Origin of the sequence: Janthinobacterium aquaticum (assembly GCF_009208565.1) — a bacterium.
Lineage (GTDB): Bacteria > Pseudomonadota > Gammaproteobacteria > Burkholderiales > Burkholderiaceae_D > Janthinobacterium.
In genome coordinates, this window is sequence record NZ_WFLK01000001.1 from 465605 (window position 1) to 491480 (window position 25876).

The window sequence follows — 25876 nt, forward strand, 5'->3', positions numbered from 1 at the left end:
TGCGTTTTTTGTTTTACGCGGCACGACGCCCGGCGATACCCGTCGCACCGCTTGCATGCGCTTTTTTTGCATATCCATGCGCGCATTTCTTCGTGTACGGCGCTGCTTTTCCGGTGCAATACTGGTTCGCATCGAATCCACGCAAAGCACACCATGACGTCCAGCCTGCTTCATTCCACCCGCTCACACACCTCACACAAGCCAGGCAGCGACCTGCCCGGCGACGCGATTGCGATTGCTACCGAACTGGCGCAGGCGCTGGCCAAGAGCGCCAATGCCCGCGACCAGGCCGGTGGCCACGCCGCGCCGGAACGCGAGCTGATACGCGCGTCAGGCCTGCTGACACTGTCGATCCCGACCCAGTTTGGCGGCCAGGGCGCTTCCTGGCCGGTGGTGCTTCAGGTGATCCGTATCCTGGCGCGCGCCGACAGTGCACTGGCTCATGTGTTCGGCTTTCACCACCTGCAGTTGGCCGGCCTGCAGCTGTATGGCACGGCGCAGCAGCAGCGCCGCCTGTTGACGCTGACGGTCGAACAGCATCTGTTCTGGGGCAATGCCCTGAACCCGCTCGACAAGCGCGTTTCTGCCAGCGACAGTGACGGCGGCTTTGTGCTCGACGGCGTCAAGAGCTTTTCTTCCGGCTCGGTCGGCTCGGACTGGCTGACCATTTCGGCATGGCACGCAGCAAGCAATTCAGCGCTGATCGCAGCCCTGCCCACGCGCCAGGACGGCGTCGAGGTGCAGGCCGACTGGGACGCTTTCGGCCAGCGCCAGACCGACAGCGGCAATGTGCATTTTCACCGGGTCGCCCTGCCGGCAGAGCTGGTGCTGCAAGCGCCGGGACAGGCCGCCACGCCGCAGGCCACCGTACGCTCGCAGATCGCACAGCTGATCATGACCAACCTTTACCTGGGCATTGCCGAAGGTGCTTTCGAGGCGGCGCGCCAGTACACGCGCGACGAGGCCAAGTCCTGGTTTGCTTCCGGCGTGGCGCAGGCGACCGACGATCCGCTGGTACAGCACCGCTATGGCCAGTTGTGGCTGCTGCTGCGCCCTGCCCAGGCGCTGGCCAATGCGGCCGCCAGCGAACTGCAGACCGTCTTTGACAAAGGCGCGCTAGTCACCGCGCAGGAACGCGGCGAACTGGCCGTGGCCGTGGCCGAAGCCAAATGCCTGGCGCACAAGGCCGGCGTGGAGATCAGCAGCCAGATGTTCGAGCTGACCGGCGCACGTTCAACCTCGGCACGCTACGGTTTTGACCGCTACTGGCGCAATGCGCGCGTCCATACCCTGCACGATCCCGTTGACTACAAGCTGCGCGACCTGGGACGCTTTGCGCTGTCGGGAACCGTGCCCGAGCCAACTGCTTACTCCTGACCTCACCGAGATACAACCATGACCATCGCACGCCGCACCCTGATCCTGAGCACACTTGCTTTTGCCCTTGCCACCTCCCTGGCCCAGGCCAAAGACCCGAAAGACATTACCATCGGCGCCAGCGCCGGGCCGTATGCCGACCAGCTCAAGCTGGGTATCAAGCCGATACTGGAGCAGCAGGGCTACAAGGTGAAGATCGTTGAATTCAATGACTATATCCAGCCCAATTTCGCGCTGGCAGAGGGATCGCTGGACGCCAATGTGTTCCAGCATATCGTCTACCTGAAAAAATTCGCGCTTGAGCACAAGCTGGCGCTCTCTGAACTGATCCAGGTGCCGACCGCGCCGATTGCGCTCTACAGCAAAAAGCACAAATCGCTGGCCGAGGTGAAAGAAGGCTCCACCGTGGGCCTGCCGAACGATCCGACCAACCAGGCGCGCGCACTGGTGCTGCTCGAGCAGCTGGGCTGGGTCAAGCTGCGCGATAACGTCGACCCGGTACGCGCCTCGGAAAAAGACATCGCCGTCAATCTCAAAAAGATCAAGCTGCTGCCGCTGGAAGCGGCGCAGCTGCCACGCTCGCTGGGCGACACCGACTATTCGTTCATCAACGGTAACTTCGCGCTCGCTTCGGGCCTGAAACTGACCGAAGCGCTGGTGGCCGAAAAAATCCCGCCTAACTATATCAACCTGGTAGCAGTGCGCACGGTCGACAAGGACAAACAGTTTGCCAAAGACCTGGCGGCAGCCTACCGTTCGCGCGCTTTCCTGGAGGTCACCAACAAGCACTTTGCCGGCTATGTGAAGCCGGAGTATCAGCAATCCCTGCAGACGGCATCAAAATAATGCCCAAAACCATACGCTTCAACGCTTTCCAGATGAACACCGTGGGCCACCAGTCGCCGGGGCTGTGGACGCATGAACGCGACCGCAGCAGCAATTACACCGAAGCGTCGCACTGGACCGAGCTGGCGCAGCTGCTGGAAAAAGGCCTGTTCGATGCCGTCTTCCTGGCCGACGTGCTGGGTGTGTATGACGTCTACCAGGGCAGCCTGGATGCAGCGCTCAGGCATGGCGTGCAGGTGCCGCTCAACGATCCACTGGCGCTGGTGCCGATCATGGCGCAGGCGACAACGCACCTGGGTTTCGGCGTGACCTGCGCTCTCACCTACGAGCATCCGTACACGTTCGCGCGACGCATTTCCACGCTCGACCATCTGACCGGCGGACGCATTGGCTGGAATATCGTCACCGGCTACCTCGACAGCGCGGCGCGCAACCTGGGCCAGACGCGCCAGCTCGGCCACGACGAACGCTATGACCTGGCCGACGAATACCTCGATGTGGTCTACAAGCTGTGGGAAAAAAGCTGGGACGACGACGCGGTGGTCAACGACAAGGCACGCGGCGTGTATGCCGAGCCGTCGCGCGTGCATGCCATCAACCATGTCGGGCGCCACTACCAGGTGCCGGGCATCCACCTGTGCGAACCGTCGCCGCAGCGCACGCCGCTGCTGTACCAGGCTGGCACCTCGCCACGCGGCACCCGCTTTGCTGCGCGTCATGCGGAGGCCACCTTTGTCAGTGGCCCCAGCAAAACGGTGGTCAAGCGCTATGCCGACGACTTGCGCTCTGCTGTCAAGGCCGCCGGGCGCGATGGCGACAGCTTGCTGATCTACGCGCAGGCCTTGATCATCACTGGCGAGACCGAAGCCGAAGCGCGCGCCAAGCATGCCGACTACCTGCGCCATATCGATATCGAGGCGGCGCTGGTGCTGCTGTCCGGCTGGACCGGCGTCGATTTCAGCGCTTATCCGCTCGACGCCACCATCGACTATATCGACTCGGACGCCGGCCGCTCCGCGCTGGCCTCATTCAGCCAGGCCGACCCGAACCGTACCTGGACGGTCAGGGAGGCGGCCGAATATATCGGCCTGGGCGGGCGCGGCCCGGTGATCGTCGGCGATGCGCGCCAGGTGGCCGATCAGCTTGAAAGCTGGCTGGATGACACCGGCATCGACGGCTTCAACCTGGCCTTTGCCGTGGCCCACGACAGCATGCGCGATGTGGTCACGCATATCGTGCCCGAACTGCAGCGGCGCGGCCGCTACAGCAGCAGTTATCAGCAAGGCAGCTTGCGCCACAAAGTGTTTGGCCAGGGCCCGCGCCTGCCCGACAGCCACCCTGGACGCCAGGTCAGCATCGACAACACCCCTGCCACGCTGGCAGCATAAACTTTCAAGGACCACATGAAACGCAGAACCGTATTGAAGCTGGCCGCCGCCGGTGCCGCTGTCGCCGCCTTCCCTGCTCTGGCGCGCGCCGCGCAGGCAGCTACGCCATTGAAGGAGCTGCGGCTCGACTACGCCTATTATTCGCCCACCAGCTTGGTGCTGCGCCGCTTCGGCTGGCTGGAAGAAGCGTTCAAGGCCGATGGCACCAGCATCAAATGGGTACTGAGCGCAGGCAGCAACCGCGCGCTGGAATACCTGAATGCCAACAGCATCGATATCGGTTCGAGCGCCGGCCTGGCCGCGCTGCTGGCGCGCGCCAACGGCAACCCGATCCGGGCGCCATACATCTTCTCGCGGCCGGAATGGACGGCGCTGGTGGTGCGCAAGGACAGCCCGATCCGCAGTATCGCTGACCTGAAAGGCAAGAAGGTGGCTGCCACCAAGGGTACCGACCCGTATCTGTTTTTGCTGCGCGCCCTGAAAACGGCGGGCCTGAAACGCAGCGATATCGAACACGTGAGCCTGCAGCATGCCGATGGCCGCGCTGCGCTGGAACAGGGCAAGGTCGACGCCTGGGCTGGCCTGGACCCGCATATGGCAGCGAGCGAACTGGAATCGGGTTCGCGCCTGATCTACCGTAACGTGGCCTTCAATACCTATGGTTTTCTGAACGTGCGCGAGGATTTCCTTGCGGCTCGCCCGGCCGAAACCGGCAAGGTGATCCAGGCCTACGAACGGGCGCGTGCGTGGGTGCGCGCCAATCCGTCCGAAGCGGCAAAGATCCTGGCCGAAGAAGCCAAGGTCAGCCTGCCGGTGGCGCTGCTGCAGATCAAGCTGCGCAGCGACTTTGGCAACCCGCAACCGTCCAGCGAGCATGTCAAGGCGCTGCAGGCAGCCGCACCGATCCTGGTGGACGAAGCGCTGGTCAAGCCCGGCGCCGATATCAACCGCGCCATTGCCGACCTGGTCGACACGCGCTTTGCCGTGCCATTCATTAGCAAGGGATAATCCATGGCCAGGGACACGCTCGCGGCCGATGCACCGGCTCACAAGGCCAGCCGCCCCGCCCTGCGCTGGCGCCTGCCGCGCGCCGCCTGGGGGCTGCTGCTGCCGGCGCTGGCGCTGCTGGGCGCCGAAGCGGGGGTGCGCAGCGGCCTGATACCGGGCAACCTGCTGCCTGCCCCCAGCGAAATCGCCGCCACCATCGGCGCGCTGGCGCAGCAGGGCTTGGGCGGCCATGTGCTGGCCAGCGCCGTGCGGGTGGCCATCGGCTTTGCCGGAGGCGCGCTGCTGGCCATCGTGCTCGGCGCTGCCGTGGGCCTGAGCCGTACGGCCGAAGCGCTGCTCGACCCGGCTTTCCAGGCGCTGCGCGCCATTCCTTCACTGGCCTGGGTGCCCTTGCTGCTGCTATGGCTGGGCATCGACGAAGCGCCCAAGCTGGTGCTGATCGGTATCGGCGCCTTCTTTCCCGTCTACATGGGCGTGGCCTCGGGCATACGCGGCGTGGACCGCAAGCTGATCGAGGCGGCGCGCATGTACCGTTTGAGCGCCCCCGCGCTGGCGCGGCGCGTGCTGCTGCCGGCCGCCCTGCCATCGATTTTCACGGGCCTGCGCAATGGCCTGAGCCTGGCCTGGATGTTCATGGTAGCGGCCGAACTGATCGCGGCCAGCCAGGGCCTGGGCTACTTGCTCAGCGACGGGCGCGAAACCAGCCGCGCCGATATCGTGCTGGCTGCCATCGTGCTGCTGGCATTGCTCGGCAAGGCCAGCGACAGCCTGATGCGCATTGTCGAACAGCGAGCGCTGGCCTGGCGCGACAGCTATCAACCCGACTGAAAGAGAAGCCATGCCTGCCCTGCTCCAGATCGACGTGCATGAAAAATCGTATGGTCCGCGCCGCGTGCTGCATAACCTGCAGCTGCAACTGCAGCCGGGCGAAATCGTCAGCCTGATCGGCGCCAGCGGCTGCGGCAAGAGCAGCCTGCTGTCGATCATCGCCGGCCTTGACAGCCACTATCGCGGCAGGCTGCAGCTCGATGGCAAGGTACTTGATGGAGTACACGCCGATATCGGCCTGATCTTCCAGGAGCCGCGCCTGTTTCCGTGGCTGACGGTGGCGCAGAACATCGCCTTTGGGTTGGGGCCCGGCGGCGAACACGATCCGCGCGTGGCGCAGCTGCTCGACGAAGTCGGCCTGCCCGGCCTCGCGCAGTTCCTGCCGCGCCAGCTGTCCGGCGGCCAGGCCCAACGCGCCGCCATCGCACGCGGCCTGTTCGGCCAGCCGCGCATTTTGCTGCTCGACGAGCCGTTCTCCGCCGTCGACGCGTTTACCCGCATGAAGCTGCAGGATCTGCTCGCTGGTGTCGCGGCCCGCCATGGCCTGACGGTACTGCTGGTCACCCACGATATTGACGAAGCGCTGTACCTCGCCGACCGCATCGTCATGCTCGACACCCGCGCCGGCCCGCCGCGCGCCCACTACGACGTGCCCCAGCCGCGCCCACGCACACGCGCCCCGGCTGCGCAGGCGCAGCTGAAGGAGCAGATCCTGGCGGACTTGCACGCGGCGCATGCGATCTGAAGTAACGGGCAGGTGCACCCTGCCCGCACCTGGCTACCATCAGCGCTCACCCCGCAGCGTATAGACCGGCTTGTCGGCTTCCCCTTTTTCCACCATCGCCAGCATGCACTGTAGTTCCTTGCGCTCAGGGCTTGACGCCGATCTCGCCCCACTCAGCCCATCCGGTTGAAGCTGGCGCGCCGAGCCGTGCATAAACTGCGGCCAGCCGTCCGGAATTGCAGCTATATCCTGCAATTGCACACCAAACTGTCGTTTCGGTAGCGAGAATTTCAGCTTCTGCCTTCGACAGGCAGACAAAATCCGGTACGATAAATTTCCCAGTGGATACGACGGAGATCAAGGAAAACCCATCCGGTTTGCTGTTTGCATCGTCGACGCTGGACAACTACATGGTTGGGAATGTGCTTTTTTGCCGCCAGGGCGGCGAAAAAGCAAGACAGACAATAACAGGGAAGATAACCATGTTTTCATCGATCAGAACGCGCATTTTGTTTTTCAGTATTTCCCTGCTCCTGCTGAGCCTTTGCCTGGTGGGCGCTGTGTCATACGTCATCGTCAAGACCTCCAACGACCACGCCATCGAGCAAAATTCACGCTCCATCGCCGACGGCTATGCCTCCGCCATCAATGAATGGGTGGCATCCAGGGCCAGCATGACGGCCGCCGCTGCCGAAGGCGTGTTGCAGGCCGACCCCGTGTTCGTCATCAGGCAGCTGCAAAAGAGCGGGGGTTTTTACGTCACCACGTTCGGCAAGCAGGACAAGACGGCATTCACGTCCAACCCGGAAGGCCTGCCGCCGGGCTATGATCCGACCGGGCGCTCGTGGTACCAGCAGTCGGTCAAGGCCGGCGCGCCGGTGGTGACCAAGCCTTATACCGATGTGCTGACCAAGAAGCCGATGGTGTCGTTCACGGCCCAGGTCAAACAGGACGGCGTAATGCAAGGCGTGGTGGCGGCAGCCATGTTCCTCGATGGCGTCAGCAACGTGGTCAAGGCCGTACGCCCGACTCCGGGCAGCTTTGCCTTCCTGGTCGACCGCGACGGCATGATGCTGGCCCACCCGGATGCCCAATGGATCAACAAGCCGGCCAAAGACTGGAACCCGGATCTGACGACCGAACGCCTTGCCGCGCTCGCTGGCAATGACGCCACGACCGAACTGCAGCTGAACGGCGCGGCCAAGCTGATCCAGGGTGTGCCCGTGAAAGGCACAGAATGGACCCTGATGCTGGCGATGGACAAGGCCGATGTCAACGCCGGCATGCGCCGTGCCACGCAGTCGGCGCTGGTGGCCATCGTGCTGGTGGCGGCGCTCGTTGCCCTGATACTGGGCATGGTCACGACAGCCGCTTTCCGCCGCCTGTCGCAAGTACGCACGGCGATGGACAACATCGGCTCCGGCAACGGCGACCTGACCATGCGCCTGCCCGAAGATGGGGAGGACGAAGTAAGCCAGATCGCGCGCTCGTTCAATGTGTTCGTGCACAAGATTACCGCCATCCTGCTGGAAATTCGCCGCACCAGCGACGCCGTCAAGGTGTCGTCGGCGGAGATCGCCAGCGGCAATCTTGATTTGTCGGGCCGTACCGAACAGCAGGCCGGGGCGCTGGAGGAAACCGCGTCCGCGATGGAAGAGCTGACATCGACCGTCAAGCAAAATGCCGACAACGCGCGCAAGGCCAACCGCCTGGCGGTCGATGCGTCCACCATCGCCGAGGCAGGTGGTGCAGTGGTCGGCGATGTGGTCAGCACGATGGAAGCGATCAATCAGTCTTCGCGCCAGATCGTCGACATTATCGGGGTCATCGACGGCATCGCTTTCCAGACCAATATCCTGGCCTTGAACGCGGCCGTGGAAGCGGCGCGCGCCGGCGAACAGGGGCGTGGCTTTGCGGTGGTGGCCAGCGAAGTGCGCAGCCTGGCGCACCGCAGCGCCCAGGCAGCCAAGGAAATCAAGGCTTTGATCGATTCGTCGGTATCGAAGATTACCGATGGCGGCGTGCTGGTGGAAAAGGCTGGCCAGACCATGCTGGAAATCGTCGGCAGCGTCAAAAACGTCAGTACCATCGTCAGCGAAATCGCCAGTGCCAGCGCCGAACAGAACACCGGCATCGAGGAAATCAACCGCGCCATAACGCATATGGACCAGAACACCCAGCAAAATGCGGCGCTGGTCGAGCAAGCGGCAGCAGCAGCGCAGTCTCTGCAGGATCAGGCCACCAATCTGGCGGTGATCGTCGGCGGCTTCAAGATGGAGGCCTGACGCGCCTCGATAGCCGCAGCTTGCGCTTGCTCATACTTTCAACCCGGCCACCTGCTACGCTCGACGGGTATCACCTTCGGTCAATAGCATGCACTCCAATGGCGAGTTGAAAGGACGCAGATGAAATCAATCTTCATGGCATCGCTTTGCATGATCTGCATGGCAGACGCCGCAGCGCAGGACACGCAAGCGGTCGATGGGTTTTTCAGGGTGTGCATGGGCGCGCTGGGCGATCAGGATAGCGGCGAGGCGATTGCACGCAAGCTCGGCTTTGTTCCGGCCAGCGCGGAGCAAAAACAGGCGCTGCTGCGCGAAGGAGCGGCTGGCGCAGCCTATACAGGCGAAAAAATGGCCATCGTTCTGGAGCGCGATGGCCTGTGTACGGTGTATGCCCATACAAACGATCAGGCTGCCTTGCAAGAGCAGTTGAAAAAGGCGTTGCCGCCACCTTCAACGCTCTTCAAGGTCAGCGAGGAGACGATGAACCGTGATCCCGATGTCACTGGCACGGTCTACCATCTGACACTGCCGACACGCCCCTTTGCAGACTGGATTTTCAGTGCCTACAAACGGCCCGGCAAATACAACATTGCCATCTCAATGCAGCTCAGATAAAGACAACGATCGCCTTACTCTGCCGATTCTGTCTTCTTGCGTGCAGGACGACGCGTTGCAGGCTTGCGCGCAGGCTTGGCTGGCGCTGCCTCGGTCACCTCCACCGGTTCTGACGCTGGCGCGACCGGCGCTTCCTGCACAGTGACCGGAACTGGCGCAGCTTCCACAGCAGACGCTTCTTCGGCCTGGCGAGCCGGCTTTTTCGCTGCTGCCGCCTTGCGTGCCGGCGTGCGCGGCTTGGCCTTGGGCTTGGCTGGCGCCTCGGCAACAGCAACTGGTGCGGTCACTTCCACTACTGGTTCAGCCACCGGCGCTGTTTCGACCACGACGTCAGCCACCGGCGCGGCCACCGGCACGACCGCCGGCGCCAGGTCGGCGCTGTCGGCAGCACGCCCATTGCGCCCGCCGCGGCCATTGCGGCGATTGCCACGGCCCTTGCCATTGTCGACTGCTGGCGGCTGCGCAATCACTGCCGCTTCGATCACGTCGGCCAGTTCAGTTACTTCTACCGGCGGTTGCGGCAGCGTTTCGGCTTCTTGGGCCAGCGCCTCATCGGCTACCGGTACAAAGGCCGGTGCATTCGCGTCGTTGCGGCGCAGGTCATTTTGCTTGCGGCCGTTGCGGCCGTTGCGACCTTCGTTGCGGCCCTCATTGCGTCCCTCGTTGCGGCCACCACGGCGGCTGCCGTTCTCGCGGCTGCCCTCTTCCGGCAAGGCGCTATCGCTGGCCACCGGCGAAGTCACTTCGCTGGCTGGCACACTGGCGTTGTCTGCAGCAAGCGGTACCAGTCCGCTGCTGCGATAGACATAGGCGCCCGATTTTTCATCGCGGCCAAATTCAAGCAGGCCGCGCGCCTGTGCTTCTTCCAGCAGGTTGCCGAAGGTGCGGAAACCGTAATAGGACTCGCTGAAATCGGGCTTGCGGCGCTTGATCGCTTCTTTCAGCATCGAGGCCCAGATCTTGCCGGTGTCGCCGCGTTCGGATACCAGCGCGTCGAAGGTGGCCACGGCCATCTCGATCGCCTCGGTCTTGCGCGACTCGTATTTTTCCTTGCGGCGCACTTCTTCGTCCGGCGTACGCTTGGCAGCCGGTGCTTCGCGCGGGTCGCGCTTGGCGGCCGAGCGGCGGCTCTCGCGCACCAGGTCATCGTAGAAAATGAATTCGTCGCAGTTGGCTACCAGCAGATCCGAGGTCGACTGCTTGACGCCCACGCCGATCACCTGCTTGGCGTTCTCGCGCAGTTTCGACACCAGTGGCGAAAAGTCGGAGTCGCCGCTGATAATGACGAAGGTGTTGACATGCGCCTTGGTGTAGCACAGGTCGAGCGCATCAACCACCAGGCGGATATCGGCCGAATTCTTGCCAGACTGGCGCACATGGGGAATTTCAATCAGTTCGAAGTTCGCTTCATGCATCGGGCCCTTGAAGCTTTTGTAGCGGTCCCAGTCGCAATAGGATTTCTTGACCACGATGCTGCCCTTGAGCAGCAAGCGCTCGAGGATCGGTTTGATATCGAATTTTTCGTAATTTGCGTCTCGCACGCCAAGCGCGACGTTTTCAAAATCGCAAAACACGGCCATGCTGAGGTTTTCGGGGGATGACGCCATAAAGATGATTCTCGCTGATAATAAGGGCGGAACGGCAGCATTGCTGCCGTTTTTTTTGCCTAGTATATGCGCGCAGCGGCTGTTTCGGCGATAACTATTGTGCGCAGCAGCCTAATCGTGGCTGCCGGCAGCGGCGCCGGCACCGGTCCAGACCACATTTTCATCGACCGCATACAGCTGGCACGGCACGCTGCTCAGTTGCTGGCATGACGCCAGCGCGCGCAGGTCCGGGCTTTCGCCCTCTTCCGCCCAGCCCCAGGCGCCGCTGGCCGACAGCGCAAACGCGCGCGGCTGCAACCGGCCCAGGAATACCTTGTAGGCGGCGCGTCCACGTTCGGTCAGATAAGGCACGGCGTCAACATCGGTTTGCGCGGCAAAGCCGGTGGCCGGCAGCGCTGGCGGCTCGCCAATCTCGACTATCGGCTTGACCGGCATGGCCATGCTGCGCAAAAAAGTCAGGGTGGGCGGCAACCAATAGGCCACGCCGTCGCGGCTGCCGACGGTCAGATGCGCATCGCGCTTGAAGGCGCCATAGTCGACCAGCCTGGCGTGGCCGCCCGCACCCACGAAGGCCTGGTGCCATTGCGCCACCAGCGGCGGCGCAAAATACGAGTCGTTGGCGCCATACAACCACAAGGTGGGAATATGGTTGTATTTGCCCAGCAGGCCAAACGCCTTGGTCAGCGTAGCCTGCCAATCGCACGGCGAATTGTCGTAGCGCAGGCCGCCGGAAAAATTGAGGACCGCACGCACGCCAGGTTCTGACGAGGTGGCCAGCGCCAGCACCGCCATGCCACCATACGACTGGCCAGCGACGACCATGCGCTGCGCATCGACCCAGCTCTGGCTGCGCGCATACTCGAGCACATCGCGCAAGTCGCGCGCCTGGCCAAAAGCGCTGGCCGTCATGTCGCAGCCGCGGTCGCGGTAGTCGCCCGTCGACTGGCCGTAGCCGGTGCGCATCGGCACCATCACTGCATAACCGCGCCGCACGAATTCAATGGCCAGATAAACAAAACGCTCGCGCTTTTGCTGTTTTGACGGACCAGGCTGCTTGCCATGGTTCATCAGCAGCAGCGGGAACGGCCCGCGGCCGTCGGGCTTGAAGATAGTGGTTTCCAGCCGGTCGCGCAGTCCTTCGCCAGCGGGCACCATGACTACCTGTTCGTTGAGGCGTGCGTCGAGCGGCGGGTCGAACGTGGCGTTATCGGCCAGCGCATGGCCGGTCATGGACATGGCAAATGCAGCCAGCAGGAGCAGGATCGTGCGCAAGATAACGGCCTCCATCGGGAACATGAAAGAATGCAGCCATCCAGTCTAGGCATCACATGGCGCGACAACAACAGAAATCGCCCGCCATCGATAATATAGTCAGCGCCCGCAACAGTGTCGCCGCACACCAACCACGGCGCTGGCCAGAAAGAGTAAACTAAGGAGGCTAGCAAGGAGCTAATACCGTTCAGTTAGCATCCCAGCTCGACCAGCCAACCTGCAAAATAGATTAAGTCTCAATTGCTTGAACAGGCTTATCGGGCCAAGCGAGGCTGAAAAATGTCGAGGGCAAGGCGCAGCGACGAAGACAGTACGCCAGTACGGCGAGGAGCTGCAACGCCGCCATCGGCATTTTCTCAGACTCGCGTCTCCGGCCCGCCTTTGCGTTTTTAAGCTTTTAAATGCGTCGGACAGATTAACTGAACGCCACGACCAGCAAGGAGCGATTATGTCGATTACTGCCCTTACTACCGGCACCGCCGGCCTGACCGCCAACCAGCGCGCGCTCGACGTGGCCGCCAATAATGTCGCCAACGTCAATACGCCAGGCTACCAGCCGCAGTCGGCGCGCTTCCAGGAAAGCAGCCCGGCCGGCAGTGGCGTTACGCTGTCCGTCGAAGGGCGCCGTCTGTCGGCGCAGGAAAACACGGGCGCCCAGGCAGCTCAAAACACGGTGGCCGAGCAGCGCCCGAGCAGCGTGGGCCTGGCCGGCGAACTGACCGATACGCTGGTCTACAAAGCCGGTTTCAATCTGTCGGCCAATGTCGTGAAAGCTGCCGACCAGGCCTTGGGCAGCCTGATCGACGTACGCAGCTGAAGCACTTTTTCCTGTCTCACTATCGATAAGACAGTCGCCTTCGCCTGAAGGCCTTGCGGCGTTTGCCCACCGTCGCAGCTGGCATCGATTACTGCAAATGCTGCGCCCCGGCGTATTTTCCATCCGATTAAATCTTCAACCTTGCACAACAGGCGAGACGGCCTGACTCTGGGCTGCGCGCGCTGCCATTGGTGCCGCGCCACATATTTTGCTGTGCGAAATAATGTTCCGCAAAACGATTGACATGCCTGTGCATGCTGGGCACACTGGCCGGCAAGAACAGTCAAGGAACGCACCAATGCGAACGCAGATCGCCCCCAGCCTCAGCGCCACCGATCCCGAAATCGTGGTCTTTGCCGACGACGAGGAAAGCCGTGACCGCCAGTTCGTCAACGCACTGGCGCGCGGGCTGGAAGTGCTGCGCTGTTTCCGGCCGGGCGAGGTGTATCTGTCGAATGCCGAGATGGCGCGGCGCACGGCGATTCCCAAGCCGACCATCTCGCGCCTGACCTATACCCTGACCAAACTCGGTTATCTCGGTTATTCGGACAATCTGGGCAAATACCAGTTGGGCGCCGGCGTGCTGGCGCTCGGTTACCGCATGCTGTCGAACCTCGATGTGCGCAAGCTGGCGCGCCCGCTGATGGAGGAACTGGCCGAACATGCGCAGGCATCCGTGTCGATGGGCGCGCGCGACCGCCACAGCATGGTGTACGTGGAAAGCTGCCGCAGCAGCGCCAACGTCACCTTGCGGCTCGATGTCGGCTCGCGCATCCCTTTGATGACCACCGCCATGGGCAAGGCACTGCTGTGCATCCTGCCGCAAGGCGAACGCGATTACCTGCTGGACCATGCGCGCACGCACGATGCCGAGCGCTGGCCGCAGATCCGCGCCGGCGTCGAGCAGGCGCTCAAGGATTACCAGGATCGCGGTTTCTGCATCTCGGCCGGCGAATGGCAGAGCGACGTGCATGCCGTGGGCGTGCCGCTGCTGGGCCTCGATGGCGAACAGGTGCTGGCCTTCAATTGCGGCGGCCCGGCCTTTTTGCTGTCGCGCGACAAGCTGGAAACCGATCTGGGCCCCCGGCTGGCGGCACTGGTGAAGAACATCGAAACCAATATGGGCCGCACCTAGGCCGGCCGCGCCTGAGCCTAACTGAACAAGGAAATCATGATACGCGACGAAGAAACCCTCAATATTCTGCTCGACAGCATCAGCCGCTTTGTGCGCGAGGAGCTGGTGCCGAACGAGGCGCTGGTGGCTGAAACCGACACTATTCCGCCGGCCATCGTGGCGCAGATGCGTGAACTGGGCCTGTTTGGCCTGTCGATACCGGAAGCCTATGGCGGACTGCAGCTGACCATGGAAGAAGAGGTGCGCGTCGCCTTCGAGATCGCCCGCACCTCGCCAGCCTTCCGTTCGCTGATCGGCACCAACAACGGCATCGGCTCGCAAGGCATCGTGATCGACGGCACGGAAGCGCAGAAGCAGCACTATCTGCCGAAGCTGGCCGCCGGCGACATGATCGGCTCGTTTGCACTGACCGAAGCCGGTTCGGGCTCGGACGCCGCCTCGCTGCGCACCACGGCCGTGCGCGACGGCGACTTTTATATCCTCAACGGCAGCAAACGCTATATCACCAACGCGCCCGAGGCCAGCATCTTTACCGTGATGGCGCGCACCGACCAGGCCAAACGCGGCGCATCGGCCATTTCCGCCTTTATCGTGGAAAAGGATACGCCAGGCCTGTCTCTGGGCAAGATCGACAGGAAGATGGGCCAGCAAGGCGCGCATACCTGCGACGTCATCTTTGAAAACTGCCGCGTGCCGGCAGCGAATCTGATCGGCGGCAAGGAAGGCGTGGGCTTCAAGACGGCCATGAAAGTGCTCGACAAGGGCCGTTTGCATATCGCCGCCGTCTGCGTGGGCGCGGCCGAACGCATGCTGGCCGATGCGCTGGCCTACGCCATGGAGCGCCAGCAGTTCGGCCAGCCGATTGCCCAGTTCCAGCTGATCCAGGCGATGCTGGCCGACAGCAAGGCCGAGATTTACGCGGCGCGCAGCATGGTGCTCGATGCGGCGCGGCGGCGCGACAATGGCGAAGATATCTCGACCGAAGCGTCGTGCTGCAAGCTGTTTGCCTCCGAAATGTGCGGCCGCGTGGCCGACCGCTCGGTGCAGATCCATGGCGGCGCAGGCTACATATCGGAATACGCTGCCGAACGCTTCTACCGCGATGTGCGCCTGTTCCGCATCTACGAAGGCACCACGCAGATCCAGCAGATCGTGATTGCCCGCAATATGATCAAGGCGGCGCAAAAGTGATGGGCGCCGCTTTCGACATCCCCGCCCTGCTCGCTGCCATGCCGGCGCGCCTGTCGGCGATTGCGCAACAGTGGGCCGAGCGCACGCCGCATGCGCCGGCGCTGATCGAAGGCGATCGCCGCTGGAACTATGCCGAGCTTGCCCACAGCATGAACAGCGCCGCGCAATTGCTGCGCAAGCTGGACGTGCGCCCCGGCGACCGCGTGGTGGTGGTCGGTGAAAACTGCGCGCTGCAGATAGCGCTGATCTTTGCCTGCGCCAGCGTCGACGCGTGGGTCGTCAATGTCAATGCGCGGCTGTCGTCGCGCGAAGTCGACACCATCGCCAGCCACTGCACGGCACGCCGCGTGCTGTACCTGACGCATAATTCGCCGGAAGCGGCAGCCCACGCGCAGTACAGCGGCAGCAGTACGGTAGCGGTTGACGGCATGGGCACACTGCAGGTGGGCGCACTGAACGAGGCGGCGCAGCCTGAAGCGACGACGGCCGGCAACGAGCAGATTGCCGCGCTGATCTATACCACCGGCACCACCGGCCAGCCCAAGGGCGTAATGCTGACGCACCGTAACCTGCTGTTTATTGCGGCCGTGTCGAGCCGCCTGCGTGGCCTGGAGCCCGGCGACCGCGCCTATGGCGTGCTGCCGATCTCGCATGTGTATGGCCTGGCCTCGGTGGCGCTGGGCACGCTGACGGCTGGCGCCACGCTGCAGCTGGTGCCGCGTTTCAGCTGCGAGCATCTGCTGTCGGCGCTGCGCGATGGCCTCACCATTGTGCAAGGCGTGCCGGCCATGTACGCCAAGCTGCTGCAGACAGTGGGTGGCGCCGGCACGCCGCTGCCAAACCGGCTGCGCTTTGCCTATGCCGGCGGCTCGCCGCTGTCGCCGGTGCTCAAGCAGGAGGTGGAAAAGCTGCTGGGCACGTCGCTACACAACGGTTACGGCATGACGGAAAGCTCGCCCACCATCAGCCAGACCCGCCTCGATGCGCCGCGCCACGACGATTCGGTCGGCCTGCCGATTCCCGGCGTCGACGTGCGCCTGGTCGATGCCGATAACGCCGACGCGGCGCCGGGCGAAACGGGAGAGCTGTGGATACGCGGCCCGAACGTGATGGCCGGCTACTACCGCGAGCCGGCCATGACGGCAGCGACCATGCGCGATGGCGGCTGGCTCAATACGGGCGACATGGCGCGCCAGGATGCCGACGGCGCGCTGTTTATTGTCGGGCGCACCAAGGAACTGATTATCCGCTCGGGTTTCAATGTCTATCCGCTGGAGGTGGAAACAGCACTGAACGCCCACCCCGGCGTGGTGCAGTCGGCCGTCGTCGGCTGCCTTCTCGCCGATGGCAACGAGGACGTGGTAGCGTATGTGGAAATCGACGCGCGCCAGCGCGTGTCGGTGGACGACTTGCAGCAGTGGCTGGCGCAGCACCTGGCGCCTTACAAGCGTCCATCGACCATTATCGTGATGGAGGCGCTGCCGGCAGCGGCCACCGGCAAGATACTGAAGGGACGCCTGAAACAGATGGCCCAGCAACAGATTACATCGTCAGATTTGTAGACCAGCAGTCAAGCTCATTACAATACCGTCCGACAAAAGCAAACCAGCGGGCAGCAGTCATATCGGAGGAGACACAGATGAAAAACGCAATCACACGTATCGCCATGGCAGCCATGCTTGCCTGTGGCACCCTCAGCGCAGCGCAGGCAGACGAGTTCCTGGTCGGCGCCGAGATTCCACTGACCGGCAACCTGGCGCGCGTCGGCGCCGGCATGCAGGAAGGGATCATGGTGGCCGCCGAAGTATTCAACAAGACCAACGGCAAACACAAGGTCAAAATCGTCACCATCGACGACGAATCGGCGCCGGCCAAGGCGATTGCCGCCGTTGAAAAGCTGGCCAGCCAGGGCGTGGTGGCCATTACCGGCGGCTACGGCTCGAACAATATCTCGCCCGCGTCGGACACGGCCAACAAGCTCGGCCTCGTCTATATTACGTCCGGTGGCGTCGATGACAGCCTGGTGGCAAGCGGGCGCAAGAATTTTTTCCGCATTAACAATACGGCCGGCTACGAAAAAGCCATGCTGGGCCTGTTGCAGGATGTGGGCGCAAAATCGGTCTCGATCGTCTATTCGACCAAGGAAGCAACCAGCGGCCTGGCCAAGGATGTGGAAAAGGCGCTGGCCGCCAAGGGTGTAAAAGTCACTTCCCACTCGTTCGACCCGGCCATTACCGACTTCAAGCCGATCATCAACAAGATCAAGCTGCAGGACAAATCGGAAGTCGTCGCCATGGTCGGCTATGAAAACGATTATGTGGGCATTATCCGCGCCGCGCGCGTCCTGAAGCCGAAGATCAAGGCGATGGTTGGCGTATGGTCGTTGGCCACGCCCAAGATGGCGGCCGACTTTCCGGACCTGATGCCCAATATATTTGGCACCGCGCTGCTGCCCTTCCCGACCGAATTCAAGACGGCCGACGGCAAGGCCTTTGCCGACGCCTACAAGCAGCTCTACAAGAAGGAGCCCGACTACCTGGGCCAGTTCGGCTATGTGCAGTCGATGCTGCTGTTTGAAGCCATTGCGCGCGCCGCCGACAAGGGCACCGTCAAGAAAGGCGGCATCGCCGACGAGATGCGTGCCACCGACCGTGAAACGCTGATCGGGCGCGTGCAGTTTGCCGACAATGGCGACAACAAGAACTTCGTGCACCGCATGGCGCAGCACCAGGACAAGAAGATCGTGATTGTCTGGCCGAAGGAAAACGCGACCGGCAAGCTGGCCTACCCTGCGCTGCCCTGGTAAGCGCAGCATCGTGGCGTCTGCGCACCTGCCCTGCTTGGGCGGCACAGACGCGCCCGAGGAACATGAACAGGACTAGCTCATGACAGAATTAATCGCGCAGGCGCTGTATTCAGGCTTGCTGCAGGGTGGCTCGTACGCCCTGATCGCGCTGGGTCTGGCGCTGGTGTTCGGCACCATGAAAGTGATCAACCTGGCGCATGGCGAACTGGTGCTGCTGGCAGCCTATATCGCCTACAGCGTGGAGTCGGGCCTCGGCCTGGGGCCGATGTTTGCCATTCCGATTGCGCTGGTGATCGTCAGCGCCACCTCGGTGGGCGTGTACGTGATCGTCAGCCGCATCAAAAAGGACCGCGAGATCAATTCACTGATCCTGACCTATGGCATCGGCGTGATCCTGACGAACTTTATCCTGCTGGTATGGAAGGCCGATATCCGCTCGACGTCGTCAAGCTGGCTGCAGGAAGGCTTTGAAGTCGGGCCGCTGTTCAGCATGCGCAGCGAAGTGATTTTTTTCAGTGTCAGCCTGGTGCTGATGGCGGCGCTATGGCGCTGGCTGTCGACCAGCTGGTATGGCCGCGCCGTACGCGCCGTGGCCAGCAACCGCGATGCGGCCAAGCTGATGGGGATCGATCCGCGCCGCACCGAAATGGTGTCGTTCCTGGTCGCCGGCGTGCTGGCCGCGTTTGCCGGCGTGGCGCTATTCAGCTATGGCGTGATCCAGCCGGCCTACGGCAGCGCGCTGACCGTCAAGGCCTTTATCATTACCGTATTGGCTGGCATCGGCTCGATCCCGGGCGTGCTGCTGGCGGCAGTGCTGCTGGGCGTGTGCGAAGCGCTGACGGTAACGCTGGCCAGTTCGGCGCTGCAGGAGCTGTCTGGCATGGTGCTGTTCCTGCTGGTGCTGTTTATCCTGCCCAACGGCCTGTTTGGTGCGGCACGGAGGCGCGGATGAAAACCACGGCATGGATACGCAATACGCTCCTGCTGGCAGCGGCCTATGTGGCCGTACCGCTGGCGCTGGGCGGCAATCAATACGTGATGAGCATGGTGGTGGCGGCGCTGATTATCGGCGGCGTGGCGCTGTCGTGGGCGCTGCTGGGCAACCTGGGCGGCATGGTCAGCTTCGGCCATTCGGCGTTTTTTGGGGTGGGCGCGTATGTCTCGGCGCTGACCACCGTCAAGCTCGGCGTGCCGGTGCTGCCGGCCATGCTGCTCGGCGGCGCCGGGGCGGCAGCGGCCGCCGTCATTATGCTGCCGGTGCTGCGCCTGCGCGGACCGTATTTTGCGCTGGCCATCCTCGCTTACGCGCATATCTTCCGCATCCTGGCGACCGAATGGAGTTCGGTCACGGGCGGTGCCGGCGGCGTGGCCAATATCCCGGCCCTGCCTACCGTGCTGGGCTTCGATCTGGCGAGCAAAAACGGCGCCTACCTGGTGGTGCTCACCCTGGTGGTGCTGTGCATGCTGGCCTACAGCCGCATCCGCGCCAGCCATTACGGCCTGGCCCTGCGCGCCATGCATGACAGCGAAGACGCCACGCGCGTGGTGGGCGTCAACAGCACGCTGCTCAAGGGCCTGATGCTGCTGGTGTCGGCCTTTATGGCCGGCCTGTTCGGCGCCTTCAATGCGCACTACATCAACTTCCTGGAGCCGGACTACGCCTTCAACGGCCTGTGGGTCACGCTGCCCATCGTGGCGGCCATTTTTGGCGGCTATCGCACCATACCCGGCCCCGTGCTGGGCGCGGTGGTGGTCTACCTGGTCGACCAACTGGTCTTCAAGGCGCTGATCCCGACCGGCCACCAATTGGTGCTGGGCCTGCTGCTGGTGGCGATGATCGTGTTCAGCCCGAACGGTTTGCTGCCGCTGCTGCACAAGGCCCTCAGGCGCAAGGACGGTAGCAAGGAGAAGCAGCATGCTTGAACTCGATAATGTCTCGGTACGCTTCGGCGGCCTCAAGGCGGTCGATGGCGTGACCCTGAACGTCGGCAGCAGCGACGTGATCGGCCTGGTCGGCCCCAATGGCGCCGGCAAGACCACGCTGTTCAATGCCATCTCGGGACTGGTGCGCCCCACCGGCGGCCAGATTCGCTTCGAGGGACGCAACGTGATGGCTACCTCCATGTACCAGCGCGCGCGCCTGGGATTGGGCCGCACTTTCCAGATTCCGCAGCCCATGCACGAGCTGACGGTGCGTGAAAACCTGATCGTGGCGCAGCGCTTTGGCACCGGCAAGGTCGACCCACAGCGCCTCGACGCCATCCTCGACTTTACCGGACTGGCGGACAAGGCCGGGCGCGATGCAGCCAGCGAACTGGCGCTGACGGAACTGAAGGCGCTGGAAGTGGCCAAGGCGCTGGCCACCGCGCCAAAACTGCTGCTGCTCGACGAGGTGCTGGCCGGCCTGGAAACCAATGGCAAGCGCCGCTTCATGGGCATGCTCAAGGACCTGCATGCAAAATTCGGCGTGGGCATCGTGATGATCGAACACGATATCGAGACCATCAGCAATCTGTGCCAGCGCGTGGCAGTGCTGAACTTTGGCCAGCTGATTGCCGACGGCACGCCGGAGGCAGTGTTTCGCGACCCGGCCGTGATCAAAAGTTATGTAGGCGCAGATGCAGGAGGCCCGAATGCTTGAAATCGATAAAGTGCGCGCCGGTTACGGCGCCATCAATGTGCTGTGGGATGTCTCGCTCAGCATCGCGCCCGGCAGGCTGACCACGATTATCGGCCCGAACGGCGCCGGCAAGACCACGCTGCTGCGCGCCATCATGGGCCTGCTGCCGGTCAGCGCCGGCAGTATCCGCTTGAGCGGCAAGGCGATCAACGGCACGCCAACCTGGAACATGAGCGACGCCGGCGTGACCATGATCCCCGAGGGACGCATGGTGTTTCGCGACATGAGCGTGGAGGAAAACCTGATCATGGGGGCTTTTCCAAAACAGCATCGCCAGCACATGCCCGCGCGCCTGGAGCAGGCTTACGCGATGTTCCCGCGCCTGCACGAGCGGCGCCGGCAACTGGCCGGTTCGCTGTCTGGCGGCGAAGCGCAGATGCTGGCGATGGCGCGCGGCCTGATGTCGGACCCGTCGCTGCTGCTGATCGACGAGCCTTCGCTCGGTCTGGCGCCGCTGGTGGTAGACGAACTGTTTGCCATCCTGGCGCGTCTGAACGATGGCGAGCGCACGATTATCCTGGTCGAGCAGAATACGGCGCGGGCAGTGGCCGTGGCCGACCATGTGATTCTGATGCAAAGCGGTAAAGTGGCGCTGTCGCAGGCGGCGCGCGAAGTCGATCTCGAGCACCTGCATGCGCTGTATTTTTCACGCTGAACACTGAACCTTGATGACCAGTCCATTCGTACAGTATATCGCCAGCCAAGCCTGCAACAATGCCTGGGCCAACCACCGTCTTTACCACGCGTGCCTGCAACTGACGCGCGCCGACTTGCAGGCCACGCGCACCAGCTTTTTCCCGACCATCCAGCTTACTCTCAACCATATCCTGACCTGCGACTGGTTTTATCTCGATGCACTGGAGCGCGAACTGACCGGCCAGGCGCCGCATGACAACTGCTATGTGTTTTTTGAACAGGACGAGCCGTTCGACGACTGCGCCAGCCTGCATGCGGCGCAAGCGGCAGCCGACAAGCGCCTGATTGCGCATTGCCGGCAGCTGACCGACGCCGACCTGGCACGGCCCGTCACCATCTTGCGCGACACGCCGCAAATCGATACGCGTTCGCGCCTGCTGGCCCATCTGTTCCAGCACCAGAACCACCATCGCGGCCAGGTGCACGCCATGCTGGCCGGCACACCCGTGGCGCCGCCTCAGCTCGATGAGTTTTTCTGCACCGGCGAAGCCAACCTGCGCGCGCCAGACTTTGCCGAACTGGGCTGGACTGAGGAAGAAATCTGGCAAATGCGTTGACAGCTTGCTCAGAGCAGGAAGAGGTTGCTGACTATAATGAGGCATTTTCCTTCGCATGGATTGCCACGCCAGCGCACTATGACAGACATGAATCAGTTGCAACTGCACGCGCCCACCAGTGCAGATATTGCCGCCCTGCTCGACTTTGAACTGGCCAGCCGCGCCCATTTCGAGCAATGGGTCACGGCGCGCGCCGAGTCCTACTACACCATCGACGGCATTGCCGCCGCCATTGAGCACGCCGTGCGCGAACGCGCGCAGGACACCAGCCATCAGTACCTGGCCAAGATTGACGGCCAGATTGTCGGTCGCATCAACCTGACGGGCGTCACGCGGCCTTACTTCAACAAGGCGCAGCTGGGCTACCGCGTGGGCGCGCCGTTTGGCGGACGCGGCTACGCCAGGCAAATGATGACGCTGCTGCAGGAACAGGCCTTTGGCGAACTCGACCTGTGGCGCCTGGAAGCGACCGTGCGTCCGCCCAACCTGGGGTCGATTGCGGTGCTGCAACACGGCGGCTTTGTCCAGTATGGCCAGTCGAAAAATGCCATGCGGCTCAACAACAGCTGGTATGACCTGCTGTACTTTGAACGGCGCAATCCGCAGCTTGATGCCTGATCGTATCGGCATTTCCAGGTAAAAATTCTCTTTTGCGCCTATCGCCGGCCACTTTACGCCAGCGCAAACAGGCGGTTGCGATGACGATTAAAGTCAACATTCGGGAATCTTTTTGACACCCTGGAGTCCAACATGAAACTGCGCCATCGCCTGTTTGAACATGTGCTGCTGATGCTGTCGCTGGCGGTGCTGGTTTTTGCCGCAGCGGCAGCGCTGGCATGGCTGACGCAATGGGCCGAGGCAAGGCAGCTTCCTGCCTATCTGGTGCAGGGCATGCATCTGGTGGGCATGGTACTGTTTTTTCTCGATGCCTGCGTGGTGATTGCCGCCAGCAGCATCTTTGTTGCGCGACTGTTTCGTCTGTTATCGAAGGAGGAGTTATGACTACCTTACCGCATCTGTTAACCTTGCGCCATCCGCACCGCTTCTGGGCCGTGGCGCTAATGGTGTCCATCATATCGGCCATCGCCCTTGACCCATGGCTGCAAACCATGCCGGCGCTGGTGGCCATTCCCGTGCTGGCCGGCGGCCTGCTGGTGGCCATTGCCGAACTGTGGGAAGAGCTGGGCGGCAAGCCGCTCACGCGCGCAGCCAGGGACGCAGCTGCCCCCTGCCGTCGACCATAACGCAGCAACTGCGGCTGGCCAGCAACAGTTGGCTGTCAAACTGGCTCTTTTTCCAGCCAGCGCACCAGTTTTAAGAGTCGCTTCAGTTTGTCTGCGCATCGTGGTGACAGGGTGAGCATATTGCCACGCCCAACACGTGTGTACGCACGAGCAAGATTGCTGATCAACAGCAATCAGGAGACGAGCAATGAAAACGAACTGGATACGCGCCAACAAAGGCTTTCTGATGTTTGTGCTGCTGTTTGGCGTGTTCCGCACGGCGGTCGCGGATTGGAACCCGATACCGTCGGCCTCCATGCGCCCCAACCTGCTCGAAGGCGACGTGGTGTTCGTCAACCGGCTGGCCTACAACGTCAAAGTGCCGCTGACCGATATCGTATTGCAGCGCACGGGCGAGCCGGCGCGTGGCGATATCGTGACTTTTTCCTCGCCGGCTGACCATACCCGCCTGATCAAACGCATTATTGCCCTGCCCGGCGATACGGTTGCCATGCGCAATGAACAGCTGTTTATCAATGGCCGGCCTGTAGATTACGCTTTGCTGGACACTGTCAGCGAGCCGGTCGGCAAGGCCGGACAAATCACCGTGCAGCAAGTACGCGAAAGCGGCAATGGACGCTCACGCCAGATACAGCTGCTGCCGCAGATCGCGGCGCGGCGCGACTTTGCGCCGGTGACCGTGCCGGCCGACCATTTCATGATGCTCGGTGACAATCGCGACAACAGCGCCGACTCGCGCTATTTCGGCTTCGTGCCGCGCGAATTGCTGATTGGCAAAGCCGAAGGCATTCTGGTATCGGCCGACATTCTGCACGGCTGGCGGCCACGGCTGGACCGCTTTGGCATGGCCCTGCAATAAACGTGGGCCGAGGCGCGGCCTGAAGCACGGCTGGATTTGGAGTAGCATGGCGCATCATGTCTACTTCTACCGCACTCTCACCCATGGCTTCGGCCCTGCCCGGCAAGCCAGGCGCCGGCAACAGCAGTGACGAATCTGTGAACAAAGCCGTCAACGAATCTGTCGATCGCCTGGGCCAGTTTCTCCAGCGTCATCCTGATGTGTTGCTGCTGACCGGCGCCGGCATCAGCACGGCCTCGGGCATCCCCGACTACCGCGACGCCGATGGTGTGCGGCGCGGCAATGCGCCCGTGCAGGGGCCCGATTTCCGGCGCCAGGAAGCGGTGCGGCGCCGCTACTGGGCGCGCAGCATGGTTGGCTACCCGACCCTGTCGCGTGCGGCGCCCAATGCCGGCCATCTGGCTATCGCGCAACTGGCGTTACAACAACGGATCGGCAGCCTGGTCACGCAAAACGTGGACGGCCTGCACCAGCGTGCCGGCAGCACCGACGTCACTGAATTGCACGGCAGCATACATGACGTAGTGTGTCTCGACTGCCAGCGCACCTATGCCCGCAGCGCGGTCCAGCAACAGCTTGAACACGACAATCCGCAGATGGCCGGCCTGGTCGCCACACCTGCGCCCGATGGCGACGCGCTGCTCGAACCGTCGCAACTGGCCAGCTTTCATCTTCCTCAGTGCCTGCATTGCGGCGGCACACTGAAGCCGGACGTGGTGTTTTTCGGCGATGGCGTGCCAGCGGCCTGCAGCGCCGAAGCGCTGCGCAAAATGGAGCAGGCCAGCGCGCTGCTGGTTATCGGCTCGTCGGTCATGGTGTATTCAAGCTTTCGCCTGTGCCGGCTGGCGTCCGAGACCGGCAAGCCGGTGGCCGCCGTCAATATCGGCAAGACGCGCGCCGACGAGCTGCTGGCGTTCAAACTTGAAGCACCGGCGCAGGACTTGCTGCCAGCAGTAGCGGCCATGTTGGCCTGAATCGCTGCAGCGACAACAGCAGTCTGGCTATACTATGCGCTTGCAATATTGACTCGGAGAATACATGCTGGAACTGTTAAGCGAACACGCCTGCTTTGGCGGCGTACAACGTTTTTACCGTCACGACGCGCAGGCCATCGGCCTGCCGATGCGTTTCTCGGTGTTTATCCCGGACACGGCGCCAGGCGCGGGCAACACGCATGGCAAGCGCCCCGCCCTGTTTTACCTGGCGGGCCTTACCTGTACCGAAGAAACCTTTGCCATCAAGGGCGGCGCCCAGCGCGTGGCGGCTGAAGAAGGACTGGTGCTGGTGATGCCCGACACCAGCCCGCGCGGCGCCAATATTGCCGGCGAGACCGATGCCTGGGATTTCGGTGCCGGCGCCGGCTTTTATGTCGATGCCACCGAAGCGCCCTGGAGCAGCCACTACCGCATGTACAGCTATATCCTGGAACTGCGTGCGCTGCTGGAACAGGAACTTCATCTTGACGCCGCACGCACCGGCATTTTCGGCCACTCGATGGGCGGCCACGGCGCGCTGGTGCTGGCACTGCGCAATCCGCATCTGTTCCGCTCGGTCTCGGCGTTTGCGCCGATTGCCGCACCGAGTCAGTGCCCATGGGGCAAGAAAGCGTTTGGCGGCTATCTGGGCAGCGATGAAAGCAGTTGGCAGCAGTACGATGCCAGCGCCCTGATGCGCAGCCTGCAAGGCCAGCCGGCGCCGTTTCCTGGCGGCATATTGATCGACCAGGGCCTGGCCGACAAATTCCTCGAAGAGCAACTGTATCCCGAGGTGTTTGAAGCGGCATGCCGCGATGCCGGCCAGCCGCTGCAACTGCGCCGACATGCCGGCTATGACCACGGCTACTACTTTATCTCGACCTTTGTCGAGGAGCATTTGCGGTTTCATGCCGGGCAGTTGCGGGGTAGTTAGCTGTATCACCCCCGGAAGCAGAATCTGGGCAGG

Annotated in this window: 27 protein-coding genes; 24 read left to right on the plus strand and 3 right to left on the minus strand. The window is 62.8% G+C overall.

Annotation, left to right across the window (positions count from 1 at the left end; all coding sequences use genetic code 11):
- The first annotated feature begins 153 nt into the window (after positions 1-153).
- The 6 genes from GCM43_RS02080 to GCM43_RS02105 are packed head-to-tail and all read left to right on the plus strand — an operon-like array spanning position 154 to position 6192.
- The gene (locus GCM43_RS02080; protein WP_152241829.1) at positions 154-1377 is read left to right on the plus strand and encodes an acyl-CoA dehydrogenase family protein; all 1224 of its coding nucleotides are present in this window, start codon (positions 154-156) and stop codon (positions 1375-1377) included.
- Positions 1378-1395: 18 nt separating this feature from the next.
- Positions 1396-2223 carry a MetQ/NlpA family ABC transporter substrate-binding protein gene (locus GCM43_RS02085; protein WP_152241830.1) on the plus strand — a complete coding sequence of 276 codons (828 nt, stop codon included), beginning with the start codon at positions 1396-1398 and terminating at the stop codon, positions 2221-2223.
- Complete coding sequence (locus GCM43_RS02090) at positions 2223-3611, plus strand: LLM class flavin-dependent oxidoreductase (RefSeq protein ID WP_152241831.1); 1389 nt, start codon at positions 2223-2225, stop codon at positions 3609-3611. The genes GCM43_RS02085 and GCM43_RS02090 overlap by 1 nt, the downstream gene beginning before the upstream one ends.
- Positions 3612-3626: 15 nt before the next feature.
- Entirely contained in the window at positions 3627-4619 is a 993-nt protein-coding gene (locus GCM43_RS02095; protein WP_152241832.1) for an aliphatic sulfonate ABC transporter substrate-binding protein, read from the plus strand.
- 3 nt (positions 4620-4622) lie between these two features.
- Positions 4623-5447 carry an ABC transporter permease gene (locus tag GCM43_RS02100; protein WP_152241833.1) on the plus strand — a complete coding sequence of 275 codons (825 nt, stop codon included), beginning with the start codon at positions 4623-4625 and terminating at the stop codon, positions 5445-5447.
- Between the two features lie 10 nt (positions 5448-5457).
- Complete coding sequence (locus tag GCM43_RS02105) at positions 5458-6192, plus strand: ABC transporter ATP-binding protein (RefSeq protein WP_152241834.1); 735 nt, start codon at positions 5458-5460, stop codon at positions 6190-6192.
- Positions 6193-6316: 124 nt separating this feature from the next.
- On the opposite strand, the gene GCM43_RS02110 is transcribed toward GCM43_RS02105, so the two are convergent.
- Positions 6317-6577, minus strand: a complete 261-nt coding sequence (locus GCM43_RS02110) for a hypothetical protein (RefSeq protein ID WP_152241835.1) — start codon at positions 6575-6577, stop codon at positions 6317-6319.
- Positions 6578-6653: 76 nt separating this feature from the next.
- On the opposite strand from GCM43_RS02110, the gene GCM43_RS02115 reads away from it, so the two are divergent.
- On the plus strand, positions 6654-8456 hold the full coding sequence (locus GCM43_RS02115) for a methyl-accepting chemotaxis protein (protein ID WP_152241836.1): 1803 nt from the start codon (positions 6654-6656) through the stop codon (positions 8454-8456).
- A gap of 120 nt (positions 8457-8576) precedes the next feature.
- Complete coding sequence (locus GCM43_RS02120; protein WP_152241837.1) at positions 8577-9071, plus strand: NMCC_0638 family (lipo)protein; 495 nt, start codon at positions 8577-8579, stop codon at positions 9069-9071.
- 14 nt (positions 9072-9085) lie between these two features.
- Here the strand turns inward: GCM43_RS02120 and GCM43_RS02125 are convergent, their stop codons facing one another.
- The gene (locus GCM43_RS02125; RefSeq protein WP_152241838.1) at positions 9086-10678 is read right to left on the minus strand and encodes an NYN domain-containing protein; all 1593 of its coding nucleotides are present in this window, start codon (positions 10676-10678) and stop codon (positions 9086-9088) included.
- A gap of 111 nt (positions 10679-10789) precedes the next feature.
- Positions 10790-11974 carry a dienelactone hydrolase family protein gene (locus GCM43_RS02130; RefSeq protein WP_226929274.1) on the minus strand — a complete coding sequence of 395 codons (1185 nt, stop codon included), beginning with the start codon at positions 11972-11974 and terminating at the stop codon, positions 10790-10792.
- A gap of 424 nt (positions 11975-12398) precedes the next feature.
- On the opposite strand from GCM43_RS02130, the gene GCM43_RS02135 reads away from it, so the two are divergent.
- From GCM43_RS02135 to fghA, 16 genes are all read left to right on the plus strand, one after another.
- Positions 12399-12767: a flagellar basal body protein gene (locus tag GCM43_RS02135; RefSeq protein ID WP_152241839.1), complete on the plus strand. Its 369-nt coding sequence runs from the start codon at positions 12399-12401 to the stop codon at positions 12765-12767.
- A gap of 298 nt (positions 12768-13065) precedes the next feature.
- Positions 13066-13902 (plus strand): IclR family transcriptional regulator, encoded by an 837-nt coding sequence (locus tag GCM43_RS02140; RefSeq protein WP_152241840.1) that lies wholly within the window; start codon positions 13066-13068, stop codon positions 13900-13902.
- A gap of 36 nt (positions 13903-13938) precedes the next feature.
- On the plus strand, positions 13939-15093 hold the full coding sequence (locus GCM43_RS02145) for an acyl-CoA dehydrogenase family protein (protein ID WP_152241841.1): 1155 nt from the start codon (positions 13939-13941) through the stop codon (positions 15091-15093).
- Entirely contained in the window at positions 15093-16655 is a 1563-nt protein-coding gene (locus tag GCM43_RS02150) for a class I adenylate-forming enzyme family protein (protein ID WP_152242034.1), read from the plus strand. Before GCM43_RS02145 ends, GCM43_RS02150 begins: the two co-directional genes overlap by 1 nt.
- Positions 16656-16732: 77 nt before the next feature.
- Positions 16733-17899, plus strand: coding sequence for an ABC transporter substrate-binding protein (locus tag GCM43_RS02155; protein ID WP_152241842.1), 1167 nt, complete (start codon positions 16733-16735; stop codon positions 17897-17899).
- 79 nt (positions 17900-17978) lie between these two features.
- Positions 17979-18851 (plus strand): branched-chain amino acid ABC transporter permease, encoded by an 873-nt coding sequence (locus tag GCM43_RS02160; protein ID WP_152241843.1) that lies wholly within the window; start codon positions 17979-17981, stop codon positions 18849-18851.
- The gene (locus GCM43_RS02165) at positions 18848-19822 is read left to right on the plus strand and encodes a branched-chain amino acid ABC transporter permease (protein WP_152241844.1); all 975 of its coding nucleotides are present in this window, start codon (positions 18848-18850) and stop codon (positions 19820-19822) included. The genes GCM43_RS02160 and GCM43_RS02165 overlap by 4 nt, the downstream gene beginning before the upstream one ends.
- Positions 19815-20540, plus strand: a complete 726-nt coding sequence (locus GCM43_RS02170) for an ABC transporter ATP-binding protein (RefSeq protein ID WP_152241845.1) — start codon at positions 19815-19817, stop codon at positions 20538-20540. Before GCM43_RS02165 ends, GCM43_RS02170 begins: the two co-directional genes overlap by 8 nt.
- Positions 20533-21234 carry an ABC transporter ATP-binding protein gene (locus tag GCM43_RS02175; protein WP_152241846.1) on the plus strand — a complete coding sequence of 234 codons (702 nt, stop codon included), beginning with the start codon at positions 20533-20535 and terminating at the stop codon, positions 21232-21234. Before GCM43_RS02170 ends, GCM43_RS02175 begins: the two co-directional genes overlap by 8 nt.
- A 13-nt stretch (positions 21235-21247) precedes the next feature.
- Positions 21248-21832 (plus strand): DinB family protein, encoded by a 585-nt coding sequence (locus GCM43_RS02180; RefSeq protein WP_152241847.1) that lies wholly within the window; start codon positions 21248-21250, stop codon positions 21830-21832.
- Between the two features lie 87 nt (positions 21833-21919).
- Positions 21920-22450 (plus strand): GNAT family N-acetyltransferase, encoded by a 531-nt coding sequence (locus tag GCM43_RS02185; protein WP_193315505.1) that lies wholly within the window; start codon positions 21920-21922, stop codon positions 22448-22450.
- A 132-nt stretch (positions 22451-22582) separates the two neighbouring features.
- A complete protein-coding gene (locus GCM43_RS02190) occupies positions 22583-22834 on the plus strand; it encodes a hypothetical protein (protein ID WP_152241849.1) in 252 nt (83 codons plus the stop codon).
- Positions 22831-23076, plus strand: a complete 246-nt coding sequence (locus GCM43_RS02195) for a hypothetical protein (RefSeq protein WP_152241850.1) — start codon at positions 22831-22833, stop codon at positions 23074-23076. Before GCM43_RS02190 ends, GCM43_RS02195 begins: the two co-directional genes overlap by 4 nt.
- A 187-nt stretch (positions 23077-23263) precedes the next feature.
- Positions 23264-23935, plus strand: coding sequence for a signal peptidase I (gene lepB / locus GCM43_RS02200; protein ID WP_152241851.1), 672 nt, complete (start codon positions 23264-23266; stop codon positions 23933-23935).
- 56 nt (positions 23936-23991) lie between these two features.
- Complete coding sequence (locus GCM43_RS02205) at positions 23992-24909, plus strand: NAD-dependent protein deacetylase (protein WP_226929275.1); 918 nt, start codon at positions 23992-23994, stop codon at positions 24907-24909.
- Between the two features lie 64 nt (positions 24910-24973).
- Complete coding sequence (fghA, locus tag GCM43_RS02210; protein ID WP_319636929.1) at positions 24974-25843, plus strand: S-formylglutathione hydrolase; 870 nt, start codon at positions 24974-24976, stop codon at positions 25841-25843.
- Positions 25844-25876 lie beyond the last annotated feature (33 nt).